The sequence below is a fragment of the Pseudarthrobacter sp. CCNWLW207 genome (assembly GCF_037203945.1).
In the GTDB taxonomy this organism is placed as follows: domain Bacteria; phylum Actinomycetota; class Actinomycetes; order Actinomycetales; family Micrococcaceae; genus Arthrobacter.
Genome location: NZ_JBBCBS010000002.1, coordinates 452,190 through 475,013, shown reverse-complemented (window position 1 = coordinate 475,013; position 22,824 = coordinate 452,190). Strand labels below are relative to the sequence as shown.

Below are 22,824 nucleotides of genomic sequence, written 5' to 3'. Positions count from 1 at the left end.
GCCGAACCCGCAGTACTCCCCACGGCAAAACGCTCCCGCACACCACACCTTTCCGTGCTGCAGCCGGCCTTCTGGCCGCGGCCGTCGCCGTCGCAAGTGCGGTGCTCCCTGCCACCGCCGCGCCCGGTCCCAAAAATCCGGAGTCGTCGTCGGCCCGTCACTCACTCCGCGCACCGGTGACGGACGAAAACTTCTACTTCGTGATGGCCGACCGTTTCAGTAACGGGGATACGGCCAATGACGACGGCGGCCTGGGCACCGACCCCATGGTGTCCGGTTTCGACCCCACCAGGAAGGGCTTCTACAACGGCGGGGACCTGGCTGGCCTGCTGGACAAGATCGACTACATCCAGGGCCTGGGCACCACTTCCATCTGGCTGACCCCCAGCTTCAAGAACAAAGCAGTCCAGCCCGAGGACAAATCGGCCGGCTACCACGGCTACTGGGTCACCGACTTCACCCAGATCGATCCCCACCTGGGCACCAATGAAGAACTGCAGGCGCTGATCGACGAGGCGCACTCCCGGGGCATGAAAGTGTACTTCGACATCATCACCAACCACACGGCGGATGTCATCGGCTACGAGGACGGCGCCCGGCGTCCCTACGTCTCCAAAGACACTGAACCGTACAAGACGGCGGCGGGCACGGAATTCGACGACCGCGACTTCGCAGGCTCGGACGACTTCCCGGAACTCAGTGCAGGCACGTCCTTTCCCTATGTTCCCGTGCTGGACCCCGCGGAAGAAAACCTGAAAGTCCCCAACTGGCTGAACGATCCCACGCTGTACCACAACCGCGGAGACACCACCTTCGTGGGCGAAGACTCCTACTACGGCGACTTCTTCGGCCTGGACGACCTCTTCACGGAGCATCCGGCTGTGGTGGACGGCATGGAAGAGATCTACAAGACCTGGATCGGCGACTTCGGGGTGGACGGCTTCCGGATCGACACCATGAAGCACGTCAACAACGAATTCTGGCAGGAATTCGGCCCGGAAGTTCTCAACTACGCCAAGGCACAGGGCAAGGACGAGTTCTTTATGTTCGGCGAAGTCTTTGACACCACCAAGAGCTTTACTTCCCAGTTCACCACCCGCAACGAGATGCAGGCCGTGCTGGACTTCCCCTTCCAGGACGCCGCCAGGAACTTCGCGTCCAAGAGCCAGGACACGCGCGCCCTGGAGACCTTCTTCGCAGGCGATGACTGGTACACGGACGCCGATTCCAACGTCTACCAACTGCCCACCTTCCTGGGCAACCACGACATGGGCCGCATTGGCAGCTTCATCGCCGCGGACAACCCCGGAGCAACCGACACGGAGCAGGTAGCACGCGACCAACTGGCCCACGAGCTGATGTACTTCTCCCGCGGCAACCCGGTCATCTACTACGGCGACGAGCAGGGCTTCACCGGCCCGGGCGGGGACCAGGACGCCCGGCAGACGCTCTTTGCCAGCCAGGTTCCGGAGTACCTCGACGATGACCTGTTGGGCACCAACGCCACCCATGCGACCGACAACTTCAACACCGGCCACCCGCTCTATTCCAAGATCGGCCAGCTCGCGGCCCTGACCAAGGAACACCCGGCCCTGCGCGACGGCGCCCACCAGCACCGGTTGGCCTCGGACGGGCCCGGAATCTACGCCTTCTCCCGGACGGATGCGGAAGACCAGCGCGAATACGTGGTGGCCCTGAACAACAGTGAGCAGCCGCAGACGGCGGACGTCCCCACCTACATCGGCAAACGCAACTACACGAAGATCTACGGTGACGGCACCGCCGAGGTGAAAACCTCCGCGGACGGGAAGCTGACGGTCACTGTCCCGCCACTCTCCGCCGTGGTCTACCAGTCCTCGGGTCGCATTCCGCACTCCAAGGCAGCCCCCGCCGTCGAACTCCAGGAACCTGCCGCGGCACCCGCTGACAACGGCCGGATCAAGGTAACGGCCGACGTCGGCGGTACTTCGTTCTATGAGGTCACCTTCGAGGCGAAAACGGCGGGCGGCGACTGGGCCCCGATCGGCACGGATGACACGGCTCCCTACCAGGTGTTCCATGACGTAGCTGCCCTGGATGCCGGGACCCCGCTTGAGTACCGTGCCACCGTGCTGGACAACGGCGGCCACACGGCCACCAGCCAGTCCCGCACGGCCGCGGTCCCTGCTCCGATCCTGGCTATGCAGAAGCCCGTTGAAGGCAGCAGCGTGGAGGGTTCCGTGGAACTCAGCGCCACAGCCGATCCGGAAAAAGCCAGCCACGTGGTGTCCTTCGAGCGCAGCGTGTCCGGCGGCGACTGGACAGCTGTGGGCTCAGACGACTCATCACCTGTCTATTCAGTGACGGACGATGTTTCGAAGCTGGAAGACGGCACCCAGGTGCAGTACCGCGCCAGCATGACCGGGCCTGGTTTCAGTGTGGTCAGCGAACCGCGTTCCGTGGTGGTGGGTGAGGCCCCGCAGCCTGACTCGGTGACTGTTGCCGGGAACCTGAACCTGCAGATGGGCTGCGGCGAGTGGGATCCTGCCTGCCCGCAGGCCATGATGACCTTGGACCCGGCGGACAAAATCTGGCGGCTGACGGTTGACCTGCCAGCTGGCCAGTACGAATACAAGGCCGCGCTCAATGGTAACTGGGACGTGAACTACGGAGCTGGCGGCGTCCTCAACGGGGCCAACATTGTGCTGGACCACCCCGGTGGGCCGGTAACGTTCCGCTACGACAACAGCTCCCACATCCTCACCGCCGTCTACGCCGCACAACAGCCGGGCGCGGTGGCCATCGCGGGCAGCCTGGACACCGAACTCGGGTGCGCCGCCGACTGGGATCCTGCCTGCGACCAGGCCCAGTTGACGCTGGACCCGGCAACGCTGGTGTGGAAGCTGTCCGTGCCGGCCCTGCCGGCCGGTACATATGAGTTCAAGGCGGCGCTGGACCGTGACTGGGGCGTGAATTACGGGGCCGGCGGGGTGCCCAACGGCGGCAATATCTCCTACACGCACGACGGCGGCCCGGTCACCTTCCGGTACGACCACTTCACCCACCTGCTCACCGCGAGCTAGGCGGGTCACGGGCCTGGCTTGTCACGGGCCTAGGGGCGTACTTTTTGCCCCAGGCCCGTGACAAACCGCCGGATGGCGAGTTCGGCAGTGGGCGGCTCGCCGAAGAACTGCCGCTGAAGGGTGGTGTCCGCGACGTAACGGCCGGTCTGGAACCACGAGATCATGGCCGACAGGTCCTTGACCATGGGGCTGACCGGCCCCAGCAGGGTCCCCGCCGCCCGGACTACCCCCGCGGGGACGGAGCGGACTGTGAGGGCTTTGCCGGTGAGCCGCCCGGCGATGTCGGCAACGTCCTGCATCCCCACCGGCCTGTCCCAGCCGATGTCGATACGCCGGCCATCCAGGCCCGGAAGGTCAACCGCCTCCGCAAGATAGCCGGCGAGATCGGACGTGAGCACAAAGGTCAGCGGGACCTGGGGAGACCCCATCCACCTCAGCCGGCCCTTGCTGAAGGGGTCGCCGCCGAACCGCGTGACCTGGTCCAGGAAAGCGCCGGGACGGAGCGCCACAAACGGCACACCCAGTGCCTCCAGCCGGTCTTCCGTCAGCTTCTTGTGCCAGAAGTGTGGAACCTGCGGGGTCTGGTCGCAAGTGAGGATGCTGGTGAGCACGAAGCGCCGGACGCCCGTGCGGCTGGCGGCCTCCACCAGGTTGGTGTTGCCAACGGTGTCGGTTTTGGGGGTGTCGCCCTTGCGGTGCCGGGTGTAGCCCGCGGCCGAGGTGATCACAGCGTGGGCGCCCTCCATCGCCCGCAGCAGCGACCACGCGTCCAGCATGTCGCCCCGGGCGATCTCCACTCCGGCGGCTTCGAGCCGGGAGGCGTCCGATCCGGGACGCACCAGCGCCCGCACCGGCTTGCCGCGTTTGAGCAGCTCCGAGACAACCTGGCTCCCCAGCATGCCGGTACCACCCACTACAAGGACTGGTCCACCAGTCATGAGAGGGCCTCCGAGACAGCAGCCAGCAAGGCGTTGAACCGCGGGTTGGCGGGAAGGTCGTCGATGAACACCGGTTTTCCGTCCGGACCGCCCAGCGGGACCTGCCAGTTCGGGTACAGGGCTTCGGTGGTTCCGGGCTGGTTCTGCACCCGCCGCTCCCCTACTGCGTCCACGAGGGCAACGCCGAGCAGGACCGACGGCGACTGGGCCAGCAGGCGGTGCAGCGCCTCGATGGTGCGCTCCTCGGAGCCGTGGCCGCCCACTCCGCTGCCCGCTTCGCCGGCGCCGCCCCCTGCGCTTTCAGTACCTTCCGGCAGCAGTCCGCGTTCACGCAGCAGGCCCATCATCTTTTCCAGCGTGGCCGTGTGGTCGGCCAGTTCCTCAGCCTCGGAGCGTTCGAGCAGGCCCAGCCTGCTCCGCAGCGCCACATGGTGGCCGGCCAGGTAGCCGGCAGTGGGCGGCAGGTCGTGGGTGTTGACGCTGGCGAGGGCCTGCGTGCGGTACCTTTCGGGCGGCAGGGGGGAGTCGCCGTCGTTCTCAAACCACAGGATGGACGTGCCCAGAATGCCGCGGGCGGCAAGGTAGTCACGCACCCAGGGCTCAAACGTCCCGAGGTCCTCGCCGATCACCACGGCCCCGGCGCGCTGGGCTTCCAGGGCGAGGATGCCGATCAGTGCGTTGTGGTCGTACGTGACGTAGGCGCCGTCACGCGGCGAGTTGCCGGCCGGGACCCACCACAGCCGGAAAAGGCCCAGCACGTGGTCCACACGGATGCCGCCGGCGTGCCGAAGCACCGTAGTAAGCATGTCCCGGAAGGGTGCGTAGCCGGCCTCCGCCAGCCGTCCGGGATGCCACGGCGGCTGGTTCCAGTCCTGCCCCAACTGGTTGTACATGTCCGGCGGCGCACCCACGCTGATCCCGGGCGCCAGGACATCGCGCAGCGTCCAGGCGTCTGCGCTGCTCAGGTCGACGCCGACGGCGAGGTCGTGGACGACGCCCAGCCGCATCCCGGCCCGGCGAGCCGCCTGTTGCGCGTTCTCCAGCTGTTCATCGCAGATCCATTGCAGCCAGCGATGGAAGCCGATCCGGTCGGCCAGCTTTTCCCTCAGCGCCTCGGCTTCCGGAGATCCCAGCGCGCAGTCCGGGTCGGTCCAGAGGGGGTCGTCCGGCGCCAGGTCCTCGCGGATGGCGGACCACAGCGCGAAGTCGTCCAGGCCTTGGCCCGAGATTCGGCAGAATTCCTCGAACGCCGCCTGCCGCGCCGGGGCGCGCCGGGCGTGGTAAAGCAGCTCCAGGGCCTGGAGTTTGGCAGCGTACACGGCGTTTCGATCAAGCCGCTCAGCGTCCCTGTTCAGGCCGTGGACCTGCTCCTGAAGCCGGTCCACCGTGGCGCGCTTTCGCGGTTTCAGGTAGGCAAGCTCGGGGATATCCTCCACCCGGATGTAGAGCGGATTGAAGAACCGGCGCGTGGACGGAGAGTACGGCGAAGGCTGGACCGGCGGGACCGGCTCTGCGGCATGCAACGGATTGACCAGCACATAGTCCGCTCCGCGAGCACCGCTGAGCGTGGCCAGATCGGCCAAATCCGCGAAGTCGCCGATCCCCCAAGATCGTTTGGAGCGCACTGAATACAGCTGAGTCGCCAGGCCCCAGCCACGCCGCTCAAGCAAGGGCTCGGCTGTAGTGAGCCGCGCCGGAACCACCACCAGCGCACCCTGGGCCGTAACGCCGTCGGACTCTGCATGCAGCGTGTGCCAGCCCAGCGGCAGCCCTTCCGGGACTGCGAACGTTGCGCGCCCCGTAGGCACACCGTCCACCTCCCGCGGAGGCACCCAGATGTCCAGTTGGACGGCGTCCACTGGCTCGCCCGTTCCAGTCTCCAACTCCACGTGCAGGCGGGCAGTGGCTCCGTCCCGGACGTGGACGGCAACCTGCGCGGCTTCACCCTGTTGAACCACGACGGCGGGCGGCAGCATCCGGCGCCATGGCGCCAGTTCCGCCTCGGCCAGTGCTGCCTCAATCAGTTCGTCTGAATGCGCCGGCACCCCCAGCGCCGCCAGGACCTTGATCAGGGTCTCGGGCGCGACGCTGTGCGGCAGTCCGTCCCAGCCGTGGAACGACGTCCCTACGCCGTGTGCGTCCGCGAGCCGCTGCAGGAGGTGCTGATCCACCGGCCCGGGACCAGCCGCCTCACCGCCGCCGGGGGGACCCGGCGTTCCGGAGAATTGCGCGTACTGCTGGTCTGGAGCCTTCATGGATGTCCGCCTCGCCTGGTGTAATGGGCCCGAACTTACATTGATTCCTGCCACACGGGAGCCGAACAGCCCCCGCGCAAAACTGTTGTTCCGATTATTGCAGGGGCTGCCGCCGAGTGCTCCAACGCCGCTTCGAACCGTTGACTTGTCTGGTGGACATCCCCTACCGTTCCTGACACTGACAACGTTGTCTATTAACTAGGCACGCGCGATGAAGGGCAGCCCCTATCCATGCAGATCAATAAATCCCGGACGGTCCGTACCTGTTCGACACTTACCCTGGCAGGCCTCAGCCTCGCCGCAGCACTCGCCGGATCGGTTCCGGCCTGGGGCTCAGAAACGCCCCTCGGCGGCGAGCAGCACAGGCCCGCTTACCACTACACACCGCAACAGAACTGGATGAACGATCCCAACGGAATGGTCTTCCACAAGGGCGTCTACCACCTGTACTACCAGCACAACCCGTCGGGAAATACGTGGGGCAACATGTCCTGGGGGCATGCCACCTCCACCGACCTGACGCACTGGAAGGAACAGCCGCTGGCCATCGCCACCGATGACCAGCAGGACATCTTCTCCGGGAGCGTCGTGGTGGATAAGGACAACACCTCGGGGTTCGGAACCGCGGAGAACCCGCCGCTGGTGGCCGTCTATACCAGCGCCTACAAGCCGGGCTCGCCCCATGCAGGCCTGCAGGCGCAGTCGCTGGCCTACAGCGTTGACGACGGGCAGACGTGGACCAAGTACGACGCCAACCCGGTGCTGAACCGCAACTCGGCAAACTTCCGCGATCCCAAGGTCTTTTGGTACAGCACGCCAGATGGCGGCGGCTACTGGGTAATGGCCGCCGTCGAAGCCATGGAGCACAAGGTCCTGCTGTACAAATCCGGCAACCTCAAGGACTGGACACTCCTGAGCGAGTTCGGGCCTGCGAACGCCACGGGCGGGCTCTGGGAATGCCCGGACCTCTTCCCCCTGGCCGTGGACGGCGACCCCTCCAACATCAAATGGGTCATGGTGGTCAACATCAATCCCGGAGGCGTGGCTGGCGGATCGGCCGGGCAGTACTTTGTGGGTAATTTCGACGGCACCACCTTCACTTCCGAGACCACCAAGGGCAGCGACACGCTGCCCGCCGGGACTCCGCTGGCAGGGTTCAACAACGGCACCTACGATGGCTGGACGGTAGCCAATGAGCCCGGCAACTGGAAGAACGGCCCGTTCGGAGATGCACCCGCGGCCGGCTCGCTGCCGGGACAAAACACGGTAAGCGGCTTTGCCGGGGCGGGGCTGATCAACTCCTTCAACGACGGCGACTGGCCCCTCGGCACCGCCGAATCGCCTCAGTTCACCGTCGCCAGCGATTACCTGAATTTCCTCGTGGGCGGCGGCCAACACCCCCGCGTCTCGGACAAGCTGGACAACACCCCGCCGGCCGGCGACCTGCTGTTCGACGGCTTCGAGGTTCCGGACGGAACATCAATGGCCGACGCCGGGTGGTCCGGCACGGGCGACCTGGCACCGACTTTCCAACCCGCTACCTCCGGCGGCGACTTCTTTATAGGCGCCAAGCGGATCAACACGTTTGAGACTGGCGGCGCACCCGGTGACGACAGGCAGGGAACCATGACGTCGCCGTCGTTCACGCTCTCCCGGAACTTCATGAGCATGCTGGTGGGCGGCGGGCACCGGGCCGCAGGCTCCGGCCAGCAATTGGAGGTCCAGCTGCTGGTGGGCGGCAACGTGGTGCGCAGCCTGGCCGGGGATGATTCCGGCGCCCTGAACTGGAAGGGCTGGGATGTTGCGGAGTTCGCCGGACAGGAGGCCCAGCTGCGGGTCGTGGACCAGGCCACGGGCGGCTGGGGCCACCTGACGTTGGACCACGTGATGCTCACGGACCAGGCCGCAGTGCCGCGGTCCGACGAGACCACCGTAAACCTGGTGGTGGACGGCCAGGTGGTCCGGACAGCCACAGGCGCAAACAGCGAGGTCCTGGACTGGGCCTCGTGGAACGTCGCCGAATTCAAGGGCCGGCAGGCCAGCATCAGGGTGGTGGACAACAACCGGTTTGGCTGGGGCCACATCCTGGCAGATGAGTTCGTGGCGTCGGAGCAGGCAGCCACCCCTCGGATCCAGACGTACGACTGGCTGGACTACGGCCGGGACTACTACGCGTCGGTTTCCTTCGCCAACATGCCCCAGGACAAGCGCATCATGCTGGGCTGGATGAACAACTGGGATTACGCGCAGGCCATCCCTACGTCACCATGGCGCAGTGCCATGTCACTGCCCAGGGAAGTGGCGCTGACCCAGACTGCGGACGGGCCACGCCTCACCCAGAAGGCCGTCAAGCAGGTGGATGACCTTGCCTCCAAGCCAAGCTACGCCGAGAAGCGGGCCCGGGACATCACGCCTGGCACCACTGCGCTTCCCGCGGCCGCCTGGGGCCAGGTCCAGAGGATCGACGTTACCCTCGCACCGGGCACAGCGTCCCGTGCCGGAATCACCGTGCTGGGGAACGGCAACGCCGCCACGGTGATCGGCTACGACCGGACCACCGGCGAGGTGTACGTGGACCGGCAGAATTCGGGAGACACCGGCTTCCACCCACTGTTCACGTCGGTGGACTCTGCGCCCGTAACCCTGGACGCTGACGGCACCGTGACCCTCCGGGTGTACCTCGACAGGTCTTCGGTGGAGGTCTTCACCCAGGGCGGGCAGCGGACCATCACGGACCAGGTGTTCCCTGCGGCAGGCGCCAACCAAGTGGCGCTCTTTGCCGACGGCGGCACGGCGCAATTGAAATCGGTCACCGTGACACCGCTGGCGCAGTCGATGTTCAGCACTGTGGCGAAGCCGGTCAAGGACCGCCAGCAGTAGCCTGCGCCGTCCCGGCTCTCCAGTCCCGGGCTTGTTCGCAGTTCCTTGCCATAACGGTTCGGAGTTGCGGACAAGCCCGGGTTTTGGCGTCTATAGCGCGGGAAATAAGTGGCGCGGGTGGTCAGTGGACCGGCTGGAGCCAAGTCAGTACGGAGCCGTCCTCTTCGATCAAGTCCGCGAGCTCGCCATTGAACCGGGCGCCGTAATCTGCGCTGATGTGTTCCTGGAAGGCGGCGTCGTCCTCGTAGACCTCGAACACGAAGTACTCACGCGGATTTGTTTCCCGGGTATACGGCAGGAACAGCTGGTTCCCCGGTTCCCGCCGTACTTCCGCAGTCAACTGGCGCATCATCTCCGCCACCCGGTCTTCGCTGCCGGGCTTGACGGTGAATTCGGCGTAGAGCGTCTTTGTCATGGTTGTCCCCTCTGGATTTCTGGATTCTCTGGATCTGCTGATGATTGGGCCTGGTCGGTTCAGCCGGCGGGCGGCGGGAGCTCGCCGGAGCCGCGCTGGATGAGTTCGGACGGTACAACATAGGTCTGGGGCGGCTGCTCGTCGCCGTCGATGCGTGCCAGCAACCGCTGGGCGGCGAGCTTGCCGATCCGCTCCGGGTGCTGCGCAATGACGGTGATGCCTGGCTCCATCATGTCCGCCAGGGCGAAGTCGTCAAAGCCCACCAATGCCACGCTGCGGCTGGCGCCAAGTTCCTTCAGTGCGCGCATGACGCCGAACGTCACGAGGTTCTGGCTGGAGAAGATCGCCGTGGGAGGGTTCTCGGCGGTGAGGATCTCCAAAGCCGCCTGCCTGGCTGTTTCCTCGTTGTGGAGTCCTTCCCGAACTGGCATAGCGGCGGTGGGCAGCCCCGCCCGGCCCAGTTCCTCGATGAAGCCACGCCGGCGTTCCCGGGCGGTCTGAATGTCCGGACGGTCGCCCAGGTATGCCAGCTTCGTGTGGCCGTGGGCCATAAGGTGCGCAGCCGCCCGCGCCGCGCCGACGGCGTTGTCCGTCACCACGGCGTCGGCCTCTATGCCTACGGGCTCGCGGTCAATGAAGACCAAGGGCAGGTCCCTGGAGTGTTCCGGGATGGCATAGGCCTGGCTGCGGGCAATGGGGGTCAGTACAAGGCCATCGACGCGCCGGCCGAGGAAGGCCGCCACTAGCGACTTCTCCCGCTCAGGGTCATCGTCCAGGCTGGCCGCGAACACGGCGATGCCACGAGCCGCCAGCGTGTCTTCCATGGCGCGGTGGATCTCGCTGCTGAACGGGTTGGCCACGCTGGGCAGTAGCAGCCCCATGGAGAGTGTCTGGCGTCCGGCGCGCCGCAGGCTGCCCGCCGCCAAGTCCAACTGGTAGTTCAGCTGCTGCGAAGCGCCCAGAACCCGCTGCCTGGTGGCCTCGGAGACTCCCGGCTCATCGTTCATCACCCGCGAGACGGTCTTGATGCCCACTCCGGCCAGCGCGGCCACATGGCGCATCGTTGGCCGGTTCTTGGCTGGGTCTGCCGAATAACGATTCGACATCGTTGTCATGATTTCGTCCTTCATCATCGAATTTACCTTGACTCTACCGTGTGACGCTGATTACATGATGCCTGACATCGTTGTCAGGCACGGGATGTGCCACGAACCCAGGAGATTCAATGTTGACTTCCAAGACACCGCGCACCATCGCCCGCCGCCTGGTTGCCGCGGGAGCGGTCCTGACCCTCGGCACCCTGAGCCTCACCGCCTGCGGCGGAAATTCCCCAGCCACCTCTGGCACCGACTCCAGCGAAAAGGTGGGCGTGTCGCTGATCGTCAAGACCACGTCCAACCCGTTCTTCGTTTCCATGCAGGAAGGCGCGAAGAAGGCAGCGGAGGCAGACGGCGTTGACCTGAAGCTCGCCGCCGGCAAGGCCGACGGCGACGAAGACACCCAGATCCAGGCCATCGAAAACGCTATCTCCAAAGGCGACAAGGGAATCCTGATCACCCCCAACGGCCCGTCCGTGGTGGACGCCCTGAAGAAGGCCAAGGACGCCGGACTCTTTGTCATCGCCCTGGATACCCCGCCGGACCCCGCCGACGCCGCGGACATCACCTTTGCCACCGATAACTTTGCTGCCGGAGAGCTGATCGGCAAGTGGACCGCAACCCAGCTTGCCGGCAAGAAAGCCACCATCGCCCTCCTGGACCTGTTCGACGACAAGGTAGTTTCCGTTGACTACAACCGCGACCAGGGCTTCCTGACCGGACTCGGCATCGACACCGCGGACGCCAAGAAGAACGGTGACGAGGCCAAGACCGGCAAGTACACCGGCGGCAAGGGCGGCGAATACGAGATCGTTGGCAGCCAGGCATCCCAAGGTGCCGAAGACGGCGGCCGTACCGGCATGGAGACCCTCCTGTCCAAGAACCCCAACATCAACGTTGTCTACACCATCAATGAGCCTGCCGCAGCGGGCGCATATGAAGCCCTGAAGTCAGCCGGCAAGGAGAAGGACGTCCTGATTGTCTCCGTAGACGGCGGCTGCGCCGGGGTGGACAACGTGAAGTCCGGCGTCATCGGCGCCACCGCACAGCAGTACCCGGTCAAGATGGCCGAAATGGGCGTCAAAGCCATCGTCGAACTGGCCAAGACCGGCAAGAAGCCTGCCAACTCCGAGGGCCTGGACTTCTTCAACACCGGCGTTGAGCTGGTTACGGACAAGCCCGCAGACGGCGTCAAGAGCATCACCACGACCGAGGCCAGCGACATCTGCTGGGGCAAGTAAGAGGGCAGAACGATCTCAGGAGAAACCGTGACCCAGCAACAGACCGCCGGTCCGCCCGCCGCAGGGAAGCAGACGGACCTGGCAGAAGAATTCCTCGATCGGAGGACGCCGCTCAGCCGGATACGCAACATCCTGCACCGCTACCCCGCCGTCAGCCCCGCCCTCGTCCTGCTCATCGCCGTCGTTGTGTTCGGACTGCTCAATGACAGGTTCCTGCGGGTTGAGAACCTGTCCCTGATTACCCAGCAGGTCTCCGTCGTTGGCACCCTCGCCATCGCCCAGACGCTCATCATCCTCACCGCCGGCATCGATCTGTCCGTCGGAGCCGTCATGATCCTCTCTTCCATGGTCGTGGCCCAACTCGCCGTCAACAACGGACTGCCGGCACCCGTTGCTCTGCTCACAGGCCTGGTCGTCGGACTCGCAGCCGGCGCCCTGAACGGGTTCCTGGTCACCAGGTTCCGCCTCCCTCCGTTCATCGTCACGCTGGGCACGCTCAACATCTTCATCGCGCTGACGCTGCTCTACTCCAACGGAGCGACGGTTCGCGGCTCCGCAATGCCGGACCTGCTGACCTGGACAGGAAGCACCTTCCCGGTGGGCCCTGTGCGGATCTCCACCGGCGTCGTCGTGATGTTGCTTCTCTACATCGCCATCGCGTTCATCCTGGGCAAAACCGCCTGGGGCCGGCACGTCTACGCCGTCGGCGATGACAAAGAAGCCGCCCGCCTGGCCGGCATCGCGGTGAACAAAGTCCTCATGAGCGTTTACCTTGCCGCCGGGGCAGTGCTGGCCATCGGCGCCTGGATCCAGATCGGCCGCACCAACGCAGCCAGCCCCAACGCCGGCGTCGACCTGAACCTCGACTCCATCACCGCCGTCGTGATCGGTGGAACCAGCCTCTTCGGCGGGCGCGGTTCGGTGTGGGGAACCCTCCTGGGCGCGCTGATCGTCGGCGTCTTCCGCAACGGACTCTCCCTTGCGGGCCTGGACGTGCTGTACCAGACCCTCGCCGTGGGCGTTCTTATCATCCTCGCTGTGTCCATCGACCAGTGGATCCGAAAGGTGAAGTCATGACCGCGTCCCAGCTGGAATCCGCCGGCACCGAGGTCCGCCAGCCCATCCTGCAGGCCAGGAACCTCGTCAAGACCTTCGGCCGGGTGGTAGGCCTCGACGGCGTCAGCCTGGACCTCTACCCGGGCGAGGTCCTGGCGATCATCGGCGATAACGGCGCCGGCAAGTCCACCCTGATCAAATGCCTCACCGGGGCCGAGATTCCCGATTCGGGAGAGCTGATGGTGTCCGGCCAGCCGGTCCACTTTAAGCGCCCGCAGGACGCCCGCGCCCACGGGATCGAAACCGTCTACCAGAACCTCGCCGTCTCACCGGCGCTCGATGTTGCCTCCAACCTGTTCCTGGGCCGGGAGGAACGCGTGGCTGGTCCGCTCGGCAGCATCTTCCGCGTCCTGGACACCAAGGGCATGCGCCGCAAGGCGAAGGAGGAGCTGACCCGGCTGGGCATCTCCACGCTGCAGGACGTCACGGTACCCGTGGAGAACCTCTCCGGCGGCCAGCGCCAGGCCGTGGCGGTGGCACGGGCCGCAGCGTTCGGGTCCAAGGTGGTTGTGTTGGACGAGCCGACGGCGGCGCTCGGCGTCCGGGAGTCCAACCAGGTCCTGCAACTCGTCAGGGACCTCCGGGACCGGGGGCTGCCCGTCATCCTGATCAGCCACAACATGCCGCACGTGTTCGACGTGGCGGACCGGATCCACATCCAGCGGCTGGGCAAATGCGCAGCCACCATCACCCCGCAGTCCCACACCATGACCGATGCGGTGGCCATCATGACCGGCGCGGCCACCGCGTGATCCAGCACTAATCCCTTCATCACCCCATCCCATCCCCAACCCGATGGATCTCCACCTCCGTCCGCGGGCCTGCACCAGGCCCGCGGACGGCCCCATGAAAGGCTCCCCGTGCACAGCACCTCCCCCAGCCCCACGTCAGCAACTCCCCCCGCGGCGGCCCCTGACGTCATTGTCATCGGCGAAGCACTCGTTGACGTAGTCGCCTCCCCCACTGGCCCCATCGAACATCCGGGCGGCTCGCCGATGAACGTGGCCTATGGCCTGGGGCGCCTCGGAGTTTCCACGGCCTTGCTGACGTCACTGGGCCAGGATGCCCGCGGCGAGGCGATCGCGGCGCACCTGCAGCGCGCCGGCGTCGAACTCCTCCGGGGCTCATACAACGCCACGCGCACGGGGTCCGCCACGGCAACCATTGCCGCGGACGGCTCAGCCGAGTACGACTTCGACATCAGCTGGGACCTGCCGCGCATTGCCCCCGCCCACCTGCCCAAAGTGCTCCACACCGGATCCATCGCCACGTTCCTGGCACCGGGCGCGACGGCGGTGAGGGCACTTCTGGAACAGTCACATCGTGAGTGCCTGGTCACCTACGATCCAAACATCCGCCCCGCCCTGCTCGGCAGCCAGGCAGAAGCCCGGAACATCTTCGAAGACCTGGTTCCCCTGACAGACGTGGTCAAGCTCAGCGACGAGGACGCCGCCTGGCTTTACCCGGGAGTCAGCCTCGAGGCCGCCGCCGGACGGATCCTCACGTTGGGTGCCGGGCTGGCGGTGGTGACCCGCGGCGGGGAAGGGTCCCTGCTGGCGACCCCTGCCACCCAGCTCTTCATCCCCGCCATCCGGTCCAAAGTGGCTGACACCATCGGCGCCGGTGACTCATACATGGCGGCGCTGATCTACGGGCTCCTCTTCCGCCGGACCGAGGGCCTGGGACGGGACGTCCTGACCGCCATCGGGCAGACGGCCTCGAAGGCGGCAGCCATCACAGTGCGCCGACCGGGCGCGAATCCGCCCACAGCCGCCGAGCTGGCCGCGGACCTTCCGGAGTCCGACCTGGCCGCGCCCGTGCCGGGCGGCCATGAGAATCTCGTAGCCCAGAGCCGATAAGCCCCAAACGGCACGTCAACATATGTTGACGTGCCTCCATTCGTCAACTAAAGTTGACGAATGGAGGTGGAGCGAATGAAGACACTCGTTGCGTCAATGGACGGAAAAGGTCCTGCGGAAGCGCTGTATGCGGTCGCCGAGCTGCAGAAGGAAGTGGGAAGGACCGAGGCATCCCTGGTCCGCAAGGCTCGGCAGGCAGGACTGTCCTGGGAAGCAATTGCGCTGTGCCTGGGCGTGAGCAAGCAGGCGGTCCACCGGAAATACGGGAAACAGTAGACGCGGACCATCTGTTCAGGTTCTGTGTTTTCACCGGCTGGAACTAGTCGAAGCGGCTGGATGAGCTGCGGCCGGGGAACAGGAGCGCGCCGGCGTTGGCTATGACAATGAGCCCAATCCCGCACCACTGCGACGGGGCACGCAGCACAGTGAAGGGATCCGGCGGGCGGCTCACGAAGATCACCGCAGCAACCGGCAGGAACAGCATCGCGGCAACTGCGCCGGACCGTCTCCGACGGGCACCGATGTCCCGCGCACCCGTTGGGCTGGTGCAGGGAACGCAGCTATTCGTTGAAATGGGTGACGGCTCCGGGGTTTCCTGAGAGCGTCGCTACCACCTGGGATGCCACATCGTGGAGCTTGATGTTGCGGGTGTTCGAGGCTCGCAGGAGGACCTTGAATGCTGCGTGTTGGCTGCATTTGTGCTTGGCCATGATGGCTCCAGTGGCAAGATCGATGACCGTCCTGGACTCCATCGCGGCCTTCAGCTCGTCACGGGTGTCCTGCAGCCGCGCAAGCCTCAGCACCAGCCTCAGGCCCTTCGACGCCTGTTCGGCGAAGGCTTCAGCCCTGTCGATACATGGTCCGTCGAACGCCTTGGGCAAACGGCTGTAGAGATTCAGCACACCCCGGCTGGGACTCTCCAGCGTCAGGGGCACGGACAGGGCCGACAGGATGCCCTGCCCTGCCACCGCCCGGGTGTACTGGGGCCAGCGCTCCTCCAGCCGCAGGTCCGGAACGTGTACTGCTTCCTTGTGGTCGCTGGCCGAGACTCCCGGACCCTGCCCGCAGCTGCCCTCCGCCCGCACCATGTGGCGCGCGGGCGGATCGCTGCCGGCAGCAGTGCTGGATTTCCTGCTCCGCACCAGCCAAATCCCGCAGGATACTTCCTCGCCCCGAATGCTGAGCCGGCCGGCCGCATACGCGGCCAAGTCCCCCAGCACCTGCTCCACGCACGGATTTCCCAGAACCAGGTCCTGGAGGTGCAGAGCAACATCAGTGAAAACTTCGTTGTTTGAGACCTTTGCGGCTACCAATGTCCCCCCTGAACACAATGCAAGCCAAGCCAGCCTCAACGCTGCAGGCCGGCTACCGCCTCCGGTCATTGAAGCTTACTCCCGGCGCCTGTAGTGCGGAATAGCTGACGGCATGGTCCTGCCAGACCCCACAAGCCTTTCACCTGCATCGACACACTAAAGGTATGCTCCGGGGATGCCTCTGTCTCCGCATCTGCTGGCCATCATTTCCCACTATCGAACCCTTGGATTTGCCGTCTCGGAGCCAGAGGCTGACATCGAAGGCCGCGACTATGAGGCGCACACGTTCCACGTCGACGGACTCCTGGCGGCCTTCCGTGCTGCCAGGACAACCCCGAAGAAGGCAGGCCAGTTTGTCACGCTCTGGCAGCGGACGGCCCCCGACGGCGGCGGTCCCATCCGGTCTTTCGACGCCTCCGACGGAGTTGACCTGTTTGTGGTCGGTGTCAGCAGCGAAGACGGTTTCGGGCATTTCGCCTTTCCCCTGGACGCGCTGCTCGCCCGCGGCGTGGTGTCCACGGACTTCGTGGGCGGAAAGCGGGCCATGCGCGTGTACCCGCCAGGGTCGGCCCCCACGAACCGGACGGCGCAGGCCACCCAGCGCTGGCAGCTTGAGTTCTACTTCGGCGGGAATCCACCGGGTTTCCCCACCGTTAACTCTATGCACGGGAGAATGTCCCCGAGCCTTGGAGAAGGACGGCATGAGCAGGCAGATTGAATCAGTTGAGGACGACGCCGGGAGGGTCATCCGGTACCGGCGGCACGCCAACGGAGGGGGCTTTGTTGGCCCAGGGGCGTACGTCGCTGAAAGTGCGCGCCTGGGGTCCATGACCTACGTCGAGCCAGGAGCCCGGATCGGGTCAGGCTCACGGGTGGGCCACGGCAGCTGGATCGACCGCCAGGCACAGGTGGGCGAACGTACCGTCATCGGGGACGCCGTGCATGTGGGCCATGGAACGGTCATCGGCAACCGTGTCCACATCGGCAGCCACTCGCGCATCGGAGCCGGTGCCGTCATCGAACACGGCTCAAGCCTGCACGCTGACAGCAGGGTTCCCGACGGCGGCCACGTCGCCGCGGAGCCCCGGCGCAGGCCCCGTGCCGTGCCGGCAAAGCGCGGCGCCCAGCCACGGTCGCGGAAGGCCCAGAACCGGCAAGCCGCCTAAGCGGGTGCCCGTCCCGCCGTCGTCGTCTGTGCCTTTTCACCAGCGGTCCGCAGGCGCCGCGTCCGGGACCTAGGAATGGTCCCGGATCCAGCCCTCGATGACAGCTTCCAGCGCCGGCTTCTTGGCTTCGAAGTCGGCCGCATCAAGGAAGCGGGCCACGCGGGAGGTTTCCCCTTCACCTTCCAGAAGCCCCAGCGGGTCATTGATGGTTGCGCCCTGGTGGAACATCAGCGTGACGTTCTTCCTCGCCTTGGGGAAAAACGAAGCAATGTTGCCCTTGTACATAAAGGTCGGCGCCTGCCACTTCACGGCTTCGCTTAGCTCAGGCGACAGGTCCATGATGAACTCACGGACCCTGGCCACCAGATCGCGTTGGGGGTTGGCATAGTTCGCCAGCCAGGTGTCTACCTCTGGATTGCGGTTGGACATGATCCGGCCTTCCGGGATGCGGTGGCTGTGCCTCGGGTTTCCACGGTGCCGCTGACTGTGATCATCCCCCCAGTCTAGGAACCTGCCGGGCACCACACAGCCCCTGGGATCTTACGGCTGCGTGAGTTGCGCCAGGATTCTGAAGCCGTGGCGGTCCAGCGAGCCGGTGGTGGCCGAGAGCAGCACAGCTGCGGAGCCGGCTTCGCGATCCAGGCCGATCCAGGAGCTGAAACCGCCGGTGCCCCCGTTATGCCACGTCACCGTCCTGCCTTTGGCTTCCAGTGTCATCCAGGCAGCACCAATGCGTGCCGCCGGCCCTGCAAAGGTGGCCACAGGTTCCAGGGCCGCGAGGCCAGGTGCGGATCCATCCAGCAGGGCCCGCGCGAGGGCAGCCATGTCCGTGATGGTGGAGCGGATGCCACCGGCCGGGCCGAGCGCTTCGCCCAGCCAGGGATCCTGGCGGCGGCCCTTCCGGTTGGTACCGGTGAGGGCCTGGGGACCCAGCTCGCTTTCCGTCGCGGGTACATACGTGGCAGTGAGTCCCAGCGGATTGCTCAGGCGTTCGGCAACCAACTCCTTGAAGGTCAGCCCTGCCCCGGCGGCCACGGCGTGGCCGAGCAGTTCAAATCCGAGGTTTGAGTACCGCGGGCGGAGCGATTTCAGCCGAACCGTGCGCGCCTGGGCCAGCAACTCCGCCAAGTCTTCGCCGTAGGGGTTACGGCCGTGCCGCCAGAGGGCGTACGAACGCTTCCACATATCGGCGTAACGGGGCAGCCGAGGCAAGCCTGATGAATGCGTACTGATGGATGCGAGGGTGAGTTGCCCGGCCGGGCAGTCGCCCAGGGGCAGCAACTCCGCCAAGGTACTGGATGGCAGAACTTCGCCGCGGCCACAAGCATCCGTGTAGAGGAGCCCGGTGATCGCCTTGGAAATGGAGCCAATTTCGAAGTCCGCCTCAGGCTGGACTCCGGTGACCGTGGTGGTGGTCTCCCCCCGGAGAACGGTGGCAATGGCAAGCCGGGGATGCGAGCGCCGCAGTTCGCCCAGTAACCCGTCCATCTGACCGGCATCAAGATCCATGGCGCCTACGTTACCCAGTCCGCCCTGCAGTGCTGTCCCGCCGAGGGAGGGACGCCGCTCCCCACACCACCAGGAGCAGGGCAACCAGCAGGAGCCCGGCGTCACCGAGGTCGATGGCGCCCAGCGAGCTGGTCAGCGGATCTTCCAGCCCGAACGCTGCGTTGACGAAGCCTCCCAGCGTGATGACTGCGACAAAGAGTGCAGAGAGCGCGGAGATGCCGGTCACCGCAGCGTTGAAGCCGAGCTTCCGCTGCGGGTCGTCCAGGGCCGCGCGGTACATCCGCATCATCGCCACGCCATTGAGCGAATCGCAGAGCGTCATGGCGGCGGTGAATGCGACGGGCAGGGCGATCAGGGCGAGCGGAGAAACGCCGGCCAGCGAGGCCGCCGTCGTCATCACCAGCAGGCCGATGGTGGTGGCGGTGTCAAAGCCAAGCCCAAACAGGAATCCGATCACGTAGATGTTCCGCGGCCGGCGCACGCGGGACAGCGGCCTGGCCAGGAGTCGCGCCACCAGGCCCTTCGCTTCCAGGTCCTCGACGGCGATACCGCCCCCGGCCCGTGCGCCCCGGTAGGCCCGGGCCGCCCGGACGAATGCGGAGCCGTTGAAGATCCCCATCGCGAGCAGGAACAGGCCGGACACCCCGTTGCCGATCAGGCCCAGCACCAGGTTGCCGGCGGAACCTTCCTCCATGAACTGCCCCACCATGGTGGCGCCGGCCACCACCAGGACGCCGGCCAGGATCACCACCGAGCTGTGGCCCAGGCTGAACGCGAAGCCCACACTGACCGGGTCCTGACGCTGCGCCACGAACTTGCGGGTGGAGTTGTCGATCGCAGCTAGGTGGTCCCAATCGTAACTGTGCTTGACGCCCGCCAGGTACGCGGTCAGCACCAGGCCCAGGGCAAGCGGCTGGCCGCCTCCCGCTGTCCCTGTGAACAGAAGTACGACGGCGGCAATGTGCAGGGCGGCCACCGCACCAAAGGTGAACAACAGCCGGGTCCGCAGCGGCAGGGTGTCGCGCTCGCGGTACATGACGGCGAACTGGGTCAGGGCGGTCATCAGTACTTCCTCAGGTTCAGGGGCGCCTGCCCATACCAGCGTTCCCGTAGCAGCGCCGTGCAGGCGCCGAGCAGGCCGTTGAGCTCCTCCGTGCTGTTCGAGAGTGAGCGCAGCACCAGTCCGGTGGTCCCGGCCAAAGAGCGGGTCAGGGAGATGCCGGTGTGCGCCTGGTGCTCTGCGCTGACAGCGTGGAGCTCATCGGCGAGCGCCTGGTCAACACGCGGGTCCACCACCACCAGCGAGCCGAGATGGCTGAAGCCCTCCATAAAGCCCAGCCCCGTGACGTCACCGGCGGGCGGCCGGATCAGGAGGTTGTCGAGGGCCAGCAGCTGCCCGCGATCCCTGGTTTCCACGCGGATTTCATTACGCAGCCGCAGCTCCTCGTAGCGGAAGGACGCCCCGTCCGGCGACCAGCCAGGCGTGATCACCTCAGCCATCACCAGGCTCGACGACGGCCGCACCGTGATGTGCGTGTTCTGCCGGTAGCTGGCCTCCCGGTAGGCGATCAGCTGGTCAGGCGTCAGCTCCAGCCGGGCCCCCTCCCCCAGCCGCAGGGTCATCCGCTGCTCGGCAAAAGACCCCGGAGTCCGATAAATCTTCGTCGCCGACTGCGTAGTCAACAACAAATCAGCCCCATCCCCCACTTCTACGTCGATGAGGAACAAATCAGCCCCAAGATAAGCCCCGCCAGGATTCACCACGACGTAGCAAACCTGCCCAGACTCATCAAGGTAATGCGGCCTCAAGACTCTCAAGGCGCCTTGATGAAACTGGTGCGAGGCCACCGACCGCCCCTGCCGAACGGTGACTTGCAGTTCAAGCGCACCCATCGGCGACTTTAGCGCTGAGGCGGCGAGGCCGGGTTTGGGGGCCGCGGCGTGGTGGGCACCGCGAAGCGGGCACGGCCCCAAATCCGGCGAAGCCGCCGGACCCAGCCCGGCCGGCGAGGTGACTACCTGAGCTGCCGCCGTCGTGCTCATTGAGCGAGGTCGAGCATCAGGACATCGCGCCGCACCCATTCGATGACGGCGTCGAGCCCTTCGTCGGTTTTCAGGTTGGTGAAGCAGAACGGCTTGTTACCGCGGAATTCCTTGGAATCCCTCTCCATGACGGACAAGTCGGCGCCGACGTGGGGGGCGAGGTCGGTTTTGTTGATGATGAAGAGATCGGACTTGATCATGCCTTGGCCGGCTTTGCGGGGGATCTTTTCGCCTTGGGCCACGTCGATGATGTAGATCGAGAAGTCCACCAGTTCGGGGCTGAAGGTGGCCGAGAGGTTGTCGCCGCCGGATTCGACGAAGATGACCTGCAGGTCGGGGTGGCGGGCTTTGAGTTCCTCGATGGCGGCGGTGTTCATGGAGGTGTCTTCGCGGATGGCGGTATGTGGGCAGCCGCCGGTTTCGACGCCGATGATCCGGTCCTCGGGCAGGATGCCGTTGGCCGCCAGGATTTTGGCATCCTCGATGGTGTAGATGTCGTTGGTGATGGCGGCCATGGAAATTTCGCGGCTCATATGCCGGGTGAGCCGCTCCACGAGCTGGGTTTTGCCGGCTCCCACCGGGCCGCCGATGCCGATTTTGATGGGTTCAGTCATTGTGTCCTCCTGCTAGCTCATGAACATTCGGGCGCGTTGCCGCTCGTGCCGCATCTGTGAAATTTCCAGTCCGGGGCTGAGGGCCCCGAAGTCGTCCGGCGTCAGGAGGGCGACGCGTTCGACGGCGGCAGCGACGTCGTCGGCCGCTGTCCGCAGCAGCCGCTGGCCGGCGTTCTGCCCCAGCGGGATGGCCCGGACGGCGTTTTGAGTCAGTGATGTGACGGCGGCGAAAAGGTAAGCGCTGAGCGACTCTCCGAGCGGCACCCCCAGGGAGTGTGCGACGACGGCGAACGCCAGCGGCTGATGCCCGGCGGCCCGGCCAGTGGTCACCAGGTCCCGGTACAGCGCGAGTGAAGGGGACGGGAACACCTCAGCCCCGATCTCCAACAACCGCCCACCCATCTTCAAGCTCGCCTCCCGAACCTGCCGAGGCAGTAAAGAAGCAGACAAGAGCTCATCCAACTCCTCAACATCAGCCCCCTCATAAAAGAACCGGATGGCCAACCCATCCGAGTACGTCAACTGCTGCCCGATAAACGCACGGAGCCACACGCCAAAAGACCCCTCATCAAAAATGACCCCAGCGTCGACGTAAGTCTCAAACCCAAGAGAGTGTGCGAAGGCCCCCGTAGGAAGCGCAGAGTCAGTAAGCTGCTGCAGCCCAAGCTGGTAACTCATGGCAAGCACCTCGACGAGAGGTGACCTTTCGGATCGGCGGAGACGGGAGATAGGGGCCGCGGCGTGGTGGGCACCGCGAAGCGGGCACGGCCCCTATCTCCCGTCGAAGCCCCCGAGGCGATCGAACCTGCCGCGTCTGCGGCGATGCTAGTGCGAGTGCTCAGCATGGCGAAAAGGCACAGGCATGACGCGCTCCTGGCGGGTAAAGGGCACGCCGACGTGGCGAAGGTAGTCCTCGACGGTGTGGTCATAGGCGCACACCATGACGTCAGCCCCGTACTCGGAGGTCGAGTCAAAGAACTGGGCCTGGAGGTGACGGTTGCCCAGGGAGTGTGCCACGACGCCCATTTCGTGGATGGTCCGCGGGCTCACCACGAGCACGTCGGTGGGGAGCACGGACACTACGATCATGTTCGTTTCGGCAACGTGGAGGATGTCGCCGTCGCGAAGGTCACCGGAGCCGGAGGGCAGCCGGATGCCGATTTCCTTGCCGTGGTCGGTAGTAACGCGCTGGATGCGCTTGACCAGCTGCGCGCTGGGCAGCACTACTTTCTCGCGGTGCAGCCCAATGTAGGCGGCCAGGTCCGCGGTGGGCAGCTCGTGGAGGTTGCCGAGGACTTTTTCGATGATCACGTAGG

At 65.6% G+C, this 22,824-nt stretch carries 22 protein-coding genes; 9 read left to right on the top strand and 13 right to left on the bottom strand.

Annotation, left to right across the window (positions count from 1 at the left end):
• The first annotated feature begins 71 nt into the window (after positions 1-71).
• Positions 72-3,062 carry an alpha-amylase family glycosyl hydrolase gene (locus V9L17_RS05260; RefSeq protein WP_443198009.1) on the top strand — a complete coding sequence of 997 codons (2,991 nt, stop codon included), beginning with the start codon at positions 72-74 and terminating at the stop codon, positions 3,060-3,062.
• A gap of 29 nt (positions 3,063-3,091) precedes the next feature.
• On the opposite strand, the gene V9L17_RS05255 is transcribed toward V9L17_RS05260, so the two are convergent.
• Positions 3,092-4,000 carry an SDR family oxidoreductase gene (locus V9L17_RS05255; protein ID WP_337350716.1) on the bottom strand — a complete coding sequence of 303 codons (909 nt, stop codon included), beginning with the start codon at positions 3,998-4,000 and terminating at the stop codon, positions 3,092-3,094.
• Complete coding sequence (gene malQ / locus V9L17_RS05250; protein ID WP_337350715.1) at positions 3,997-6,255, bottom strand: 4-alpha-glucanotransferase; 2,259 nt, start codon at positions 6,253-6,255, stop codon at positions 3,997-3,999. The genes V9L17_RS05255 and malQ overlap by 4 nt, the downstream gene beginning before the upstream one ends.
• A gap of 231 nt (positions 6,256-6,486) precedes the next feature.
• Here malQ and V9L17_RS05245 point away from each other — a divergent pair, with 231 nt between their 5' ends.
• Positions 6,487-9,135, top strand: a complete 2,649-nt coding sequence (locus V9L17_RS05245; protein WP_337350714.1) for a GH32 C-terminal domain-containing protein — start codon at positions 6,487-6,489, stop codon at positions 9,133-9,135.
• 121 nt (positions 9,136-9,256) lie between these two features.
• Here V9L17_RS05245 and V9L17_RS05240 read toward each other — a convergent pair whose 3' ends face one another.
• Both V9L17_RS05240 and V9L17_RS05235 read right to left on the bottom strand, forming a co-directional pair.
• The gene (locus V9L17_RS05240; protein WP_337345530.1) at positions 9,257-9,550 is read right to left on the bottom strand and encodes a putative quinol monooxygenase; all 294 of its coding nucleotides are present in this window, start codon (positions 9,548-9,550) and stop codon (positions 9,257-9,259) included.
• A gap of 59 nt (positions 9,551-9,609) precedes the next feature.
• Positions 9,610-10,611 (bottom strand): LacI family DNA-binding transcriptional regulator, encoded by a 1,002-nt coding sequence (locus tag V9L17_RS05235; RefSeq protein WP_337350776.1) that lies wholly within the window; start codon positions 10,609-10,611, stop codon positions 9,610-9,612.
• Positions 10,612-10,775: 164 nt separating this feature from the next.
• Here V9L17_RS05235 and V9L17_RS05230 point away from each other — a divergent pair, with 164 nt between their 5' ends.
• From V9L17_RS05230 to V9L17_RS05210, 5 genes are all read left to right on the top strand, one after another.
• The gene (locus tag V9L17_RS05230) at positions 10,776-11,888 is read left to right on the top strand and encodes a substrate-binding domain-containing protein (RefSeq protein ID WP_337350713.1); all 1,113 of its coding nucleotides are present in this window, start codon (positions 10,776-10,778) and stop codon (positions 11,886-11,888) included.
• A gap of 27 nt (positions 11,889-11,915) precedes the next feature.
• On the top strand, positions 11,916-12,965 hold the full coding sequence (locus tag V9L17_RS05225; protein ID WP_337345528.1) for an ABC transporter permease: 1,050 nt from the start codon (positions 11,916-11,918) through the stop codon (positions 12,963-12,965).
• Positions 12,962-13,756 carry an ATP-binding cassette domain-containing protein gene (locus V9L17_RS05220; protein WP_337345527.1) on the top strand — a complete coding sequence of 265 codons (795 nt, stop codon included), beginning with the start codon at positions 12,962-12,964 and terminating at the stop codon, positions 13,754-13,756. The genes V9L17_RS05225 and V9L17_RS05220 overlap by 4 nt, the downstream gene beginning before the upstream one ends.
• Positions 13,757-13,864: 108 nt before the next feature.
• Positions 13,865-14,863: a carbohydrate kinase family protein gene (locus V9L17_RS05215; RefSeq protein WP_337350712.1), complete on the top strand. Its 999-nt coding sequence runs from the start codon at positions 13,865-13,867 to the stop codon at positions 14,861-14,863.
• Positions 14,864-14,923: 60 nt separating this feature from the next.
• Positions 14,924-15,139 carry a transcriptional regulator gene (locus tag V9L17_RS05210; protein WP_104174334.1) on the top strand — a complete coding sequence of 72 codons (216 nt, stop codon included), beginning with the start codon at positions 14,924-14,926 and terminating at the stop codon, positions 15,137-15,139.
• Between the two features lie 43 nt (positions 15,140-15,182).
• Here V9L17_RS05210 and V9L17_RS05205 read toward each other — a convergent pair whose 3' ends face one another.
• Positions 15,183-15,347 (bottom strand): hypothetical protein, encoded by a 165-nt coding sequence (locus tag V9L17_RS05205; protein WP_337350711.1) that lies wholly within the window; start codon positions 15,345-15,347, stop codon positions 15,183-15,185.
• A gap of 76 nt (positions 15,348-15,423) precedes the next feature.
• A complete protein-coding gene (locus tag V9L17_RS05200) occupies positions 15,424-16,176 on the bottom strand; it encodes a GAF and ANTAR domain-containing protein (RefSeq protein WP_337345524.1) in 753 nt (250 codons plus the stop codon).
• A 175-nt stretch (positions 16,177-16,351) separates the two neighbouring features.
• Here V9L17_RS05200 and V9L17_RS05195 point away from each other — a divergent pair, with 175 nt between their 5' ends.
• The gene (locus V9L17_RS05195) at positions 16,352-16,894 is read left to right on the top strand and encodes a MepB family protein (RefSeq protein WP_337350710.1); all 543 of its coding nucleotides are present in this window, start codon (positions 16,352-16,354) and stop codon (positions 16,892-16,894) included.
• Entirely contained in the window at positions 16,878-17,342 is a 465-nt protein-coding gene (locus tag V9L17_RS05190; RefSeq protein ID WP_337345522.1) for a transferase, read from the top strand. The genes V9L17_RS05195 and V9L17_RS05190 overlap by 17 nt, the downstream gene beginning before the upstream one ends.
• A 69-nt stretch (positions 17,343-17,411) precedes the next feature.
• Here V9L17_RS05190 and V9L17_RS05185 read toward each other — a convergent pair whose 3' ends face one another.
• From V9L17_RS05185 to ureE, 7 genes are all read right to left on the bottom strand, one after another.
• Positions 17,412-17,771, bottom strand: coding sequence for a DUF1801 domain-containing protein (locus V9L17_RS05185; RefSeq protein ID WP_337350709.1), 360 nt, complete (start codon positions 17,769-17,771; stop codon positions 17,412-17,414).
• 111 nt (positions 17,772-17,882) lie between these two features.
• Positions 17,883-18,851 carry a serine hydrolase domain-containing protein gene (locus tag V9L17_RS05180; protein WP_337350708.1) on the bottom strand — a complete coding sequence of 323 codons (969 nt, stop codon included), beginning with the start codon at positions 18,849-18,851 and terminating at the stop codon, positions 17,883-17,885.
• A 10-nt stretch (positions 18,852-18,861) separates the two neighbouring features.
• Complete coding sequence (locus tag V9L17_RS05175) at positions 18,862-19,914, bottom strand: HoxN/HupN/NixA family nickel/cobalt transporter (protein ID WP_337350707.1); 1,053 nt, start codon at positions 19,912-19,914, stop codon at positions 18,862-18,864.
• Positions 19,914-20,744, bottom strand: a complete 831-nt coding sequence (locus tag V9L17_RS05170; protein WP_443198008.1) for an urease accessory protein UreD — start codon at positions 20,742-20,744, stop codon at positions 19,914-19,916. The genes V9L17_RS05175 and V9L17_RS05170 overlap by 1 nt, the downstream gene beginning before the upstream one ends.
• 146 nt (positions 20,745-20,890) lie before the next feature.
• Positions 20,891-21,508, bottom strand: coding sequence for an urease accessory protein UreG (gene ureG, locus V9L17_RS05165; RefSeq protein ID WP_337350705.1), 618 nt, complete (start codon positions 21,506-21,508; stop codon positions 20,891-20,893).
• 12 nt (positions 21,509-21,520) lie between these two features.
• The gene (locus V9L17_RS05160; RefSeq protein ID WP_337350704.1) at positions 21,521-22,186 is read right to left on the bottom strand and encodes an urease accessory protein UreF; all 666 of its coding nucleotides are present in this window, start codon (positions 22,184-22,186) and stop codon (positions 21,521-21,523) included.
• A 147-nt stretch (positions 22,187-22,333) separates the two neighbouring features.
• Entirely contained in the window at positions 22,334-22,819 is a 486-nt protein-coding gene (gene ureE / locus V9L17_RS05155; RefSeq protein ID WP_337345516.1) for an urease accessory protein UreE, read from the bottom strand.
• Positions 22,820-22,824 lie beyond the last annotated feature (5 nt).

Coding starts and splice junctions, on each gene's coding strand:
- V9L17_RS05230 (WP_337350713.1), top strand. CDS start 10,776: ATGTTGACTTCCAAGACACCGCGCACCATCGCCCGCCGCCTGGTTGCC.
- V9L17_RS05175 (WP_337350707.1), bottom strand. CDS start 19,914: ATGACCGCCCTGACCCAGTTCGCCGTCATGTACCGCGAGCGCGACACC.
- V9L17_RS05160 (WP_337350704.1), bottom strand. CDS start 22,186: ATGAGTTACCAGCTTGGGCTGCAGCAGCTTACTGACTCTGCGCTTCCT.
- V9L17_RS05185 (WP_337350709.1), bottom strand. CDS start 17,771: ATGTCCAACCGCAATCCAGAGGTAGACACCTGGCTGGCGAACTATGCC.
- V9L17_RS05240 (WP_337345530.1), bottom strand. CDS start 9,550: ATGACAAAGACGCTCTACGCCGAATTCACCGTCAAGCCCGGCAGCGAA.
- malQ (WP_337350715.1), bottom strand. CDS start 6,255: ATGAAGGCTCCAGACCAGCAGTACGCGCAATTCTCCGGAACGCCGGGT.
- V9L17_RS05170 (WP_443198008.1), bottom strand. CDS start 20,744: ATGGGTGCGCTTGAACTGCAAGTCACCGTTCGGCAGGGGCGGTCGGTG.
- V9L17_RS05220 (WP_337345527.1), top strand. CDS start 12,962: ATGACCGCGTCCCAGCTGGAATCCGCCGGCACCGAGGTCCGCCAGCCC.
- V9L17_RS05245 (WP_337350714.1), top strand. CDS start 6,487: ATGCAGATCAATAAATCCCGGACGGTCCGTACCTGTTCGACACTTACC.
- V9L17_RS05255 (WP_337350716.1), bottom strand. CDS start 4,000: ATGACTGGTGGACCAGTCCTTGTAGTGGGTGGTACCGGCATGCTGGGG.
- V9L17_RS05210 (WP_104174334.1), top strand. CDS start 14,924: ATGGAGGTGGAGCGAATGAAGACACTCGTTGCGTCAATGGACGGAAAA.
- V9L17_RS05205 (WP_337350711.1), bottom strand. CDS start 15,347: ATGCTGTTCCTGCCGGTTGCTGCGGTGATCTTCGTGAGCCGCCCGCCG.
- V9L17_RS05180 (WP_337350708.1), bottom strand. CDS start 18,851: ATGGATCTTGATGCCGGTCAGATGGACGGGTTACTGGGCGAACTGCGG.
- V9L17_RS05190 (WP_337345522.1), top strand. CDS start 16,878: ATGAGCAGGCAGATTGAATCAGTTGAGGACGACGCCGGGAGGGTCATC.
- V9L17_RS05195 (WP_337350710.1), top strand. CDS start 16,352: ATGCCTCTGTCTCCGCATCTGCTGGCCATCATTTCCCACTATCGAACC.
- ureG (WP_337350705.1), bottom strand. CDS start 21,508: ATGACTGAACCCATCAAAATCGGCATCGGCGGCCCGGTGGGAGCCGGC.
- V9L17_RS05235 (WP_337350776.1), bottom strand. CDS start 10,611: ATGCGCCATGTGGCCGCGCTGGCCGGAGTGGGCATCAAGACCGTCTCG.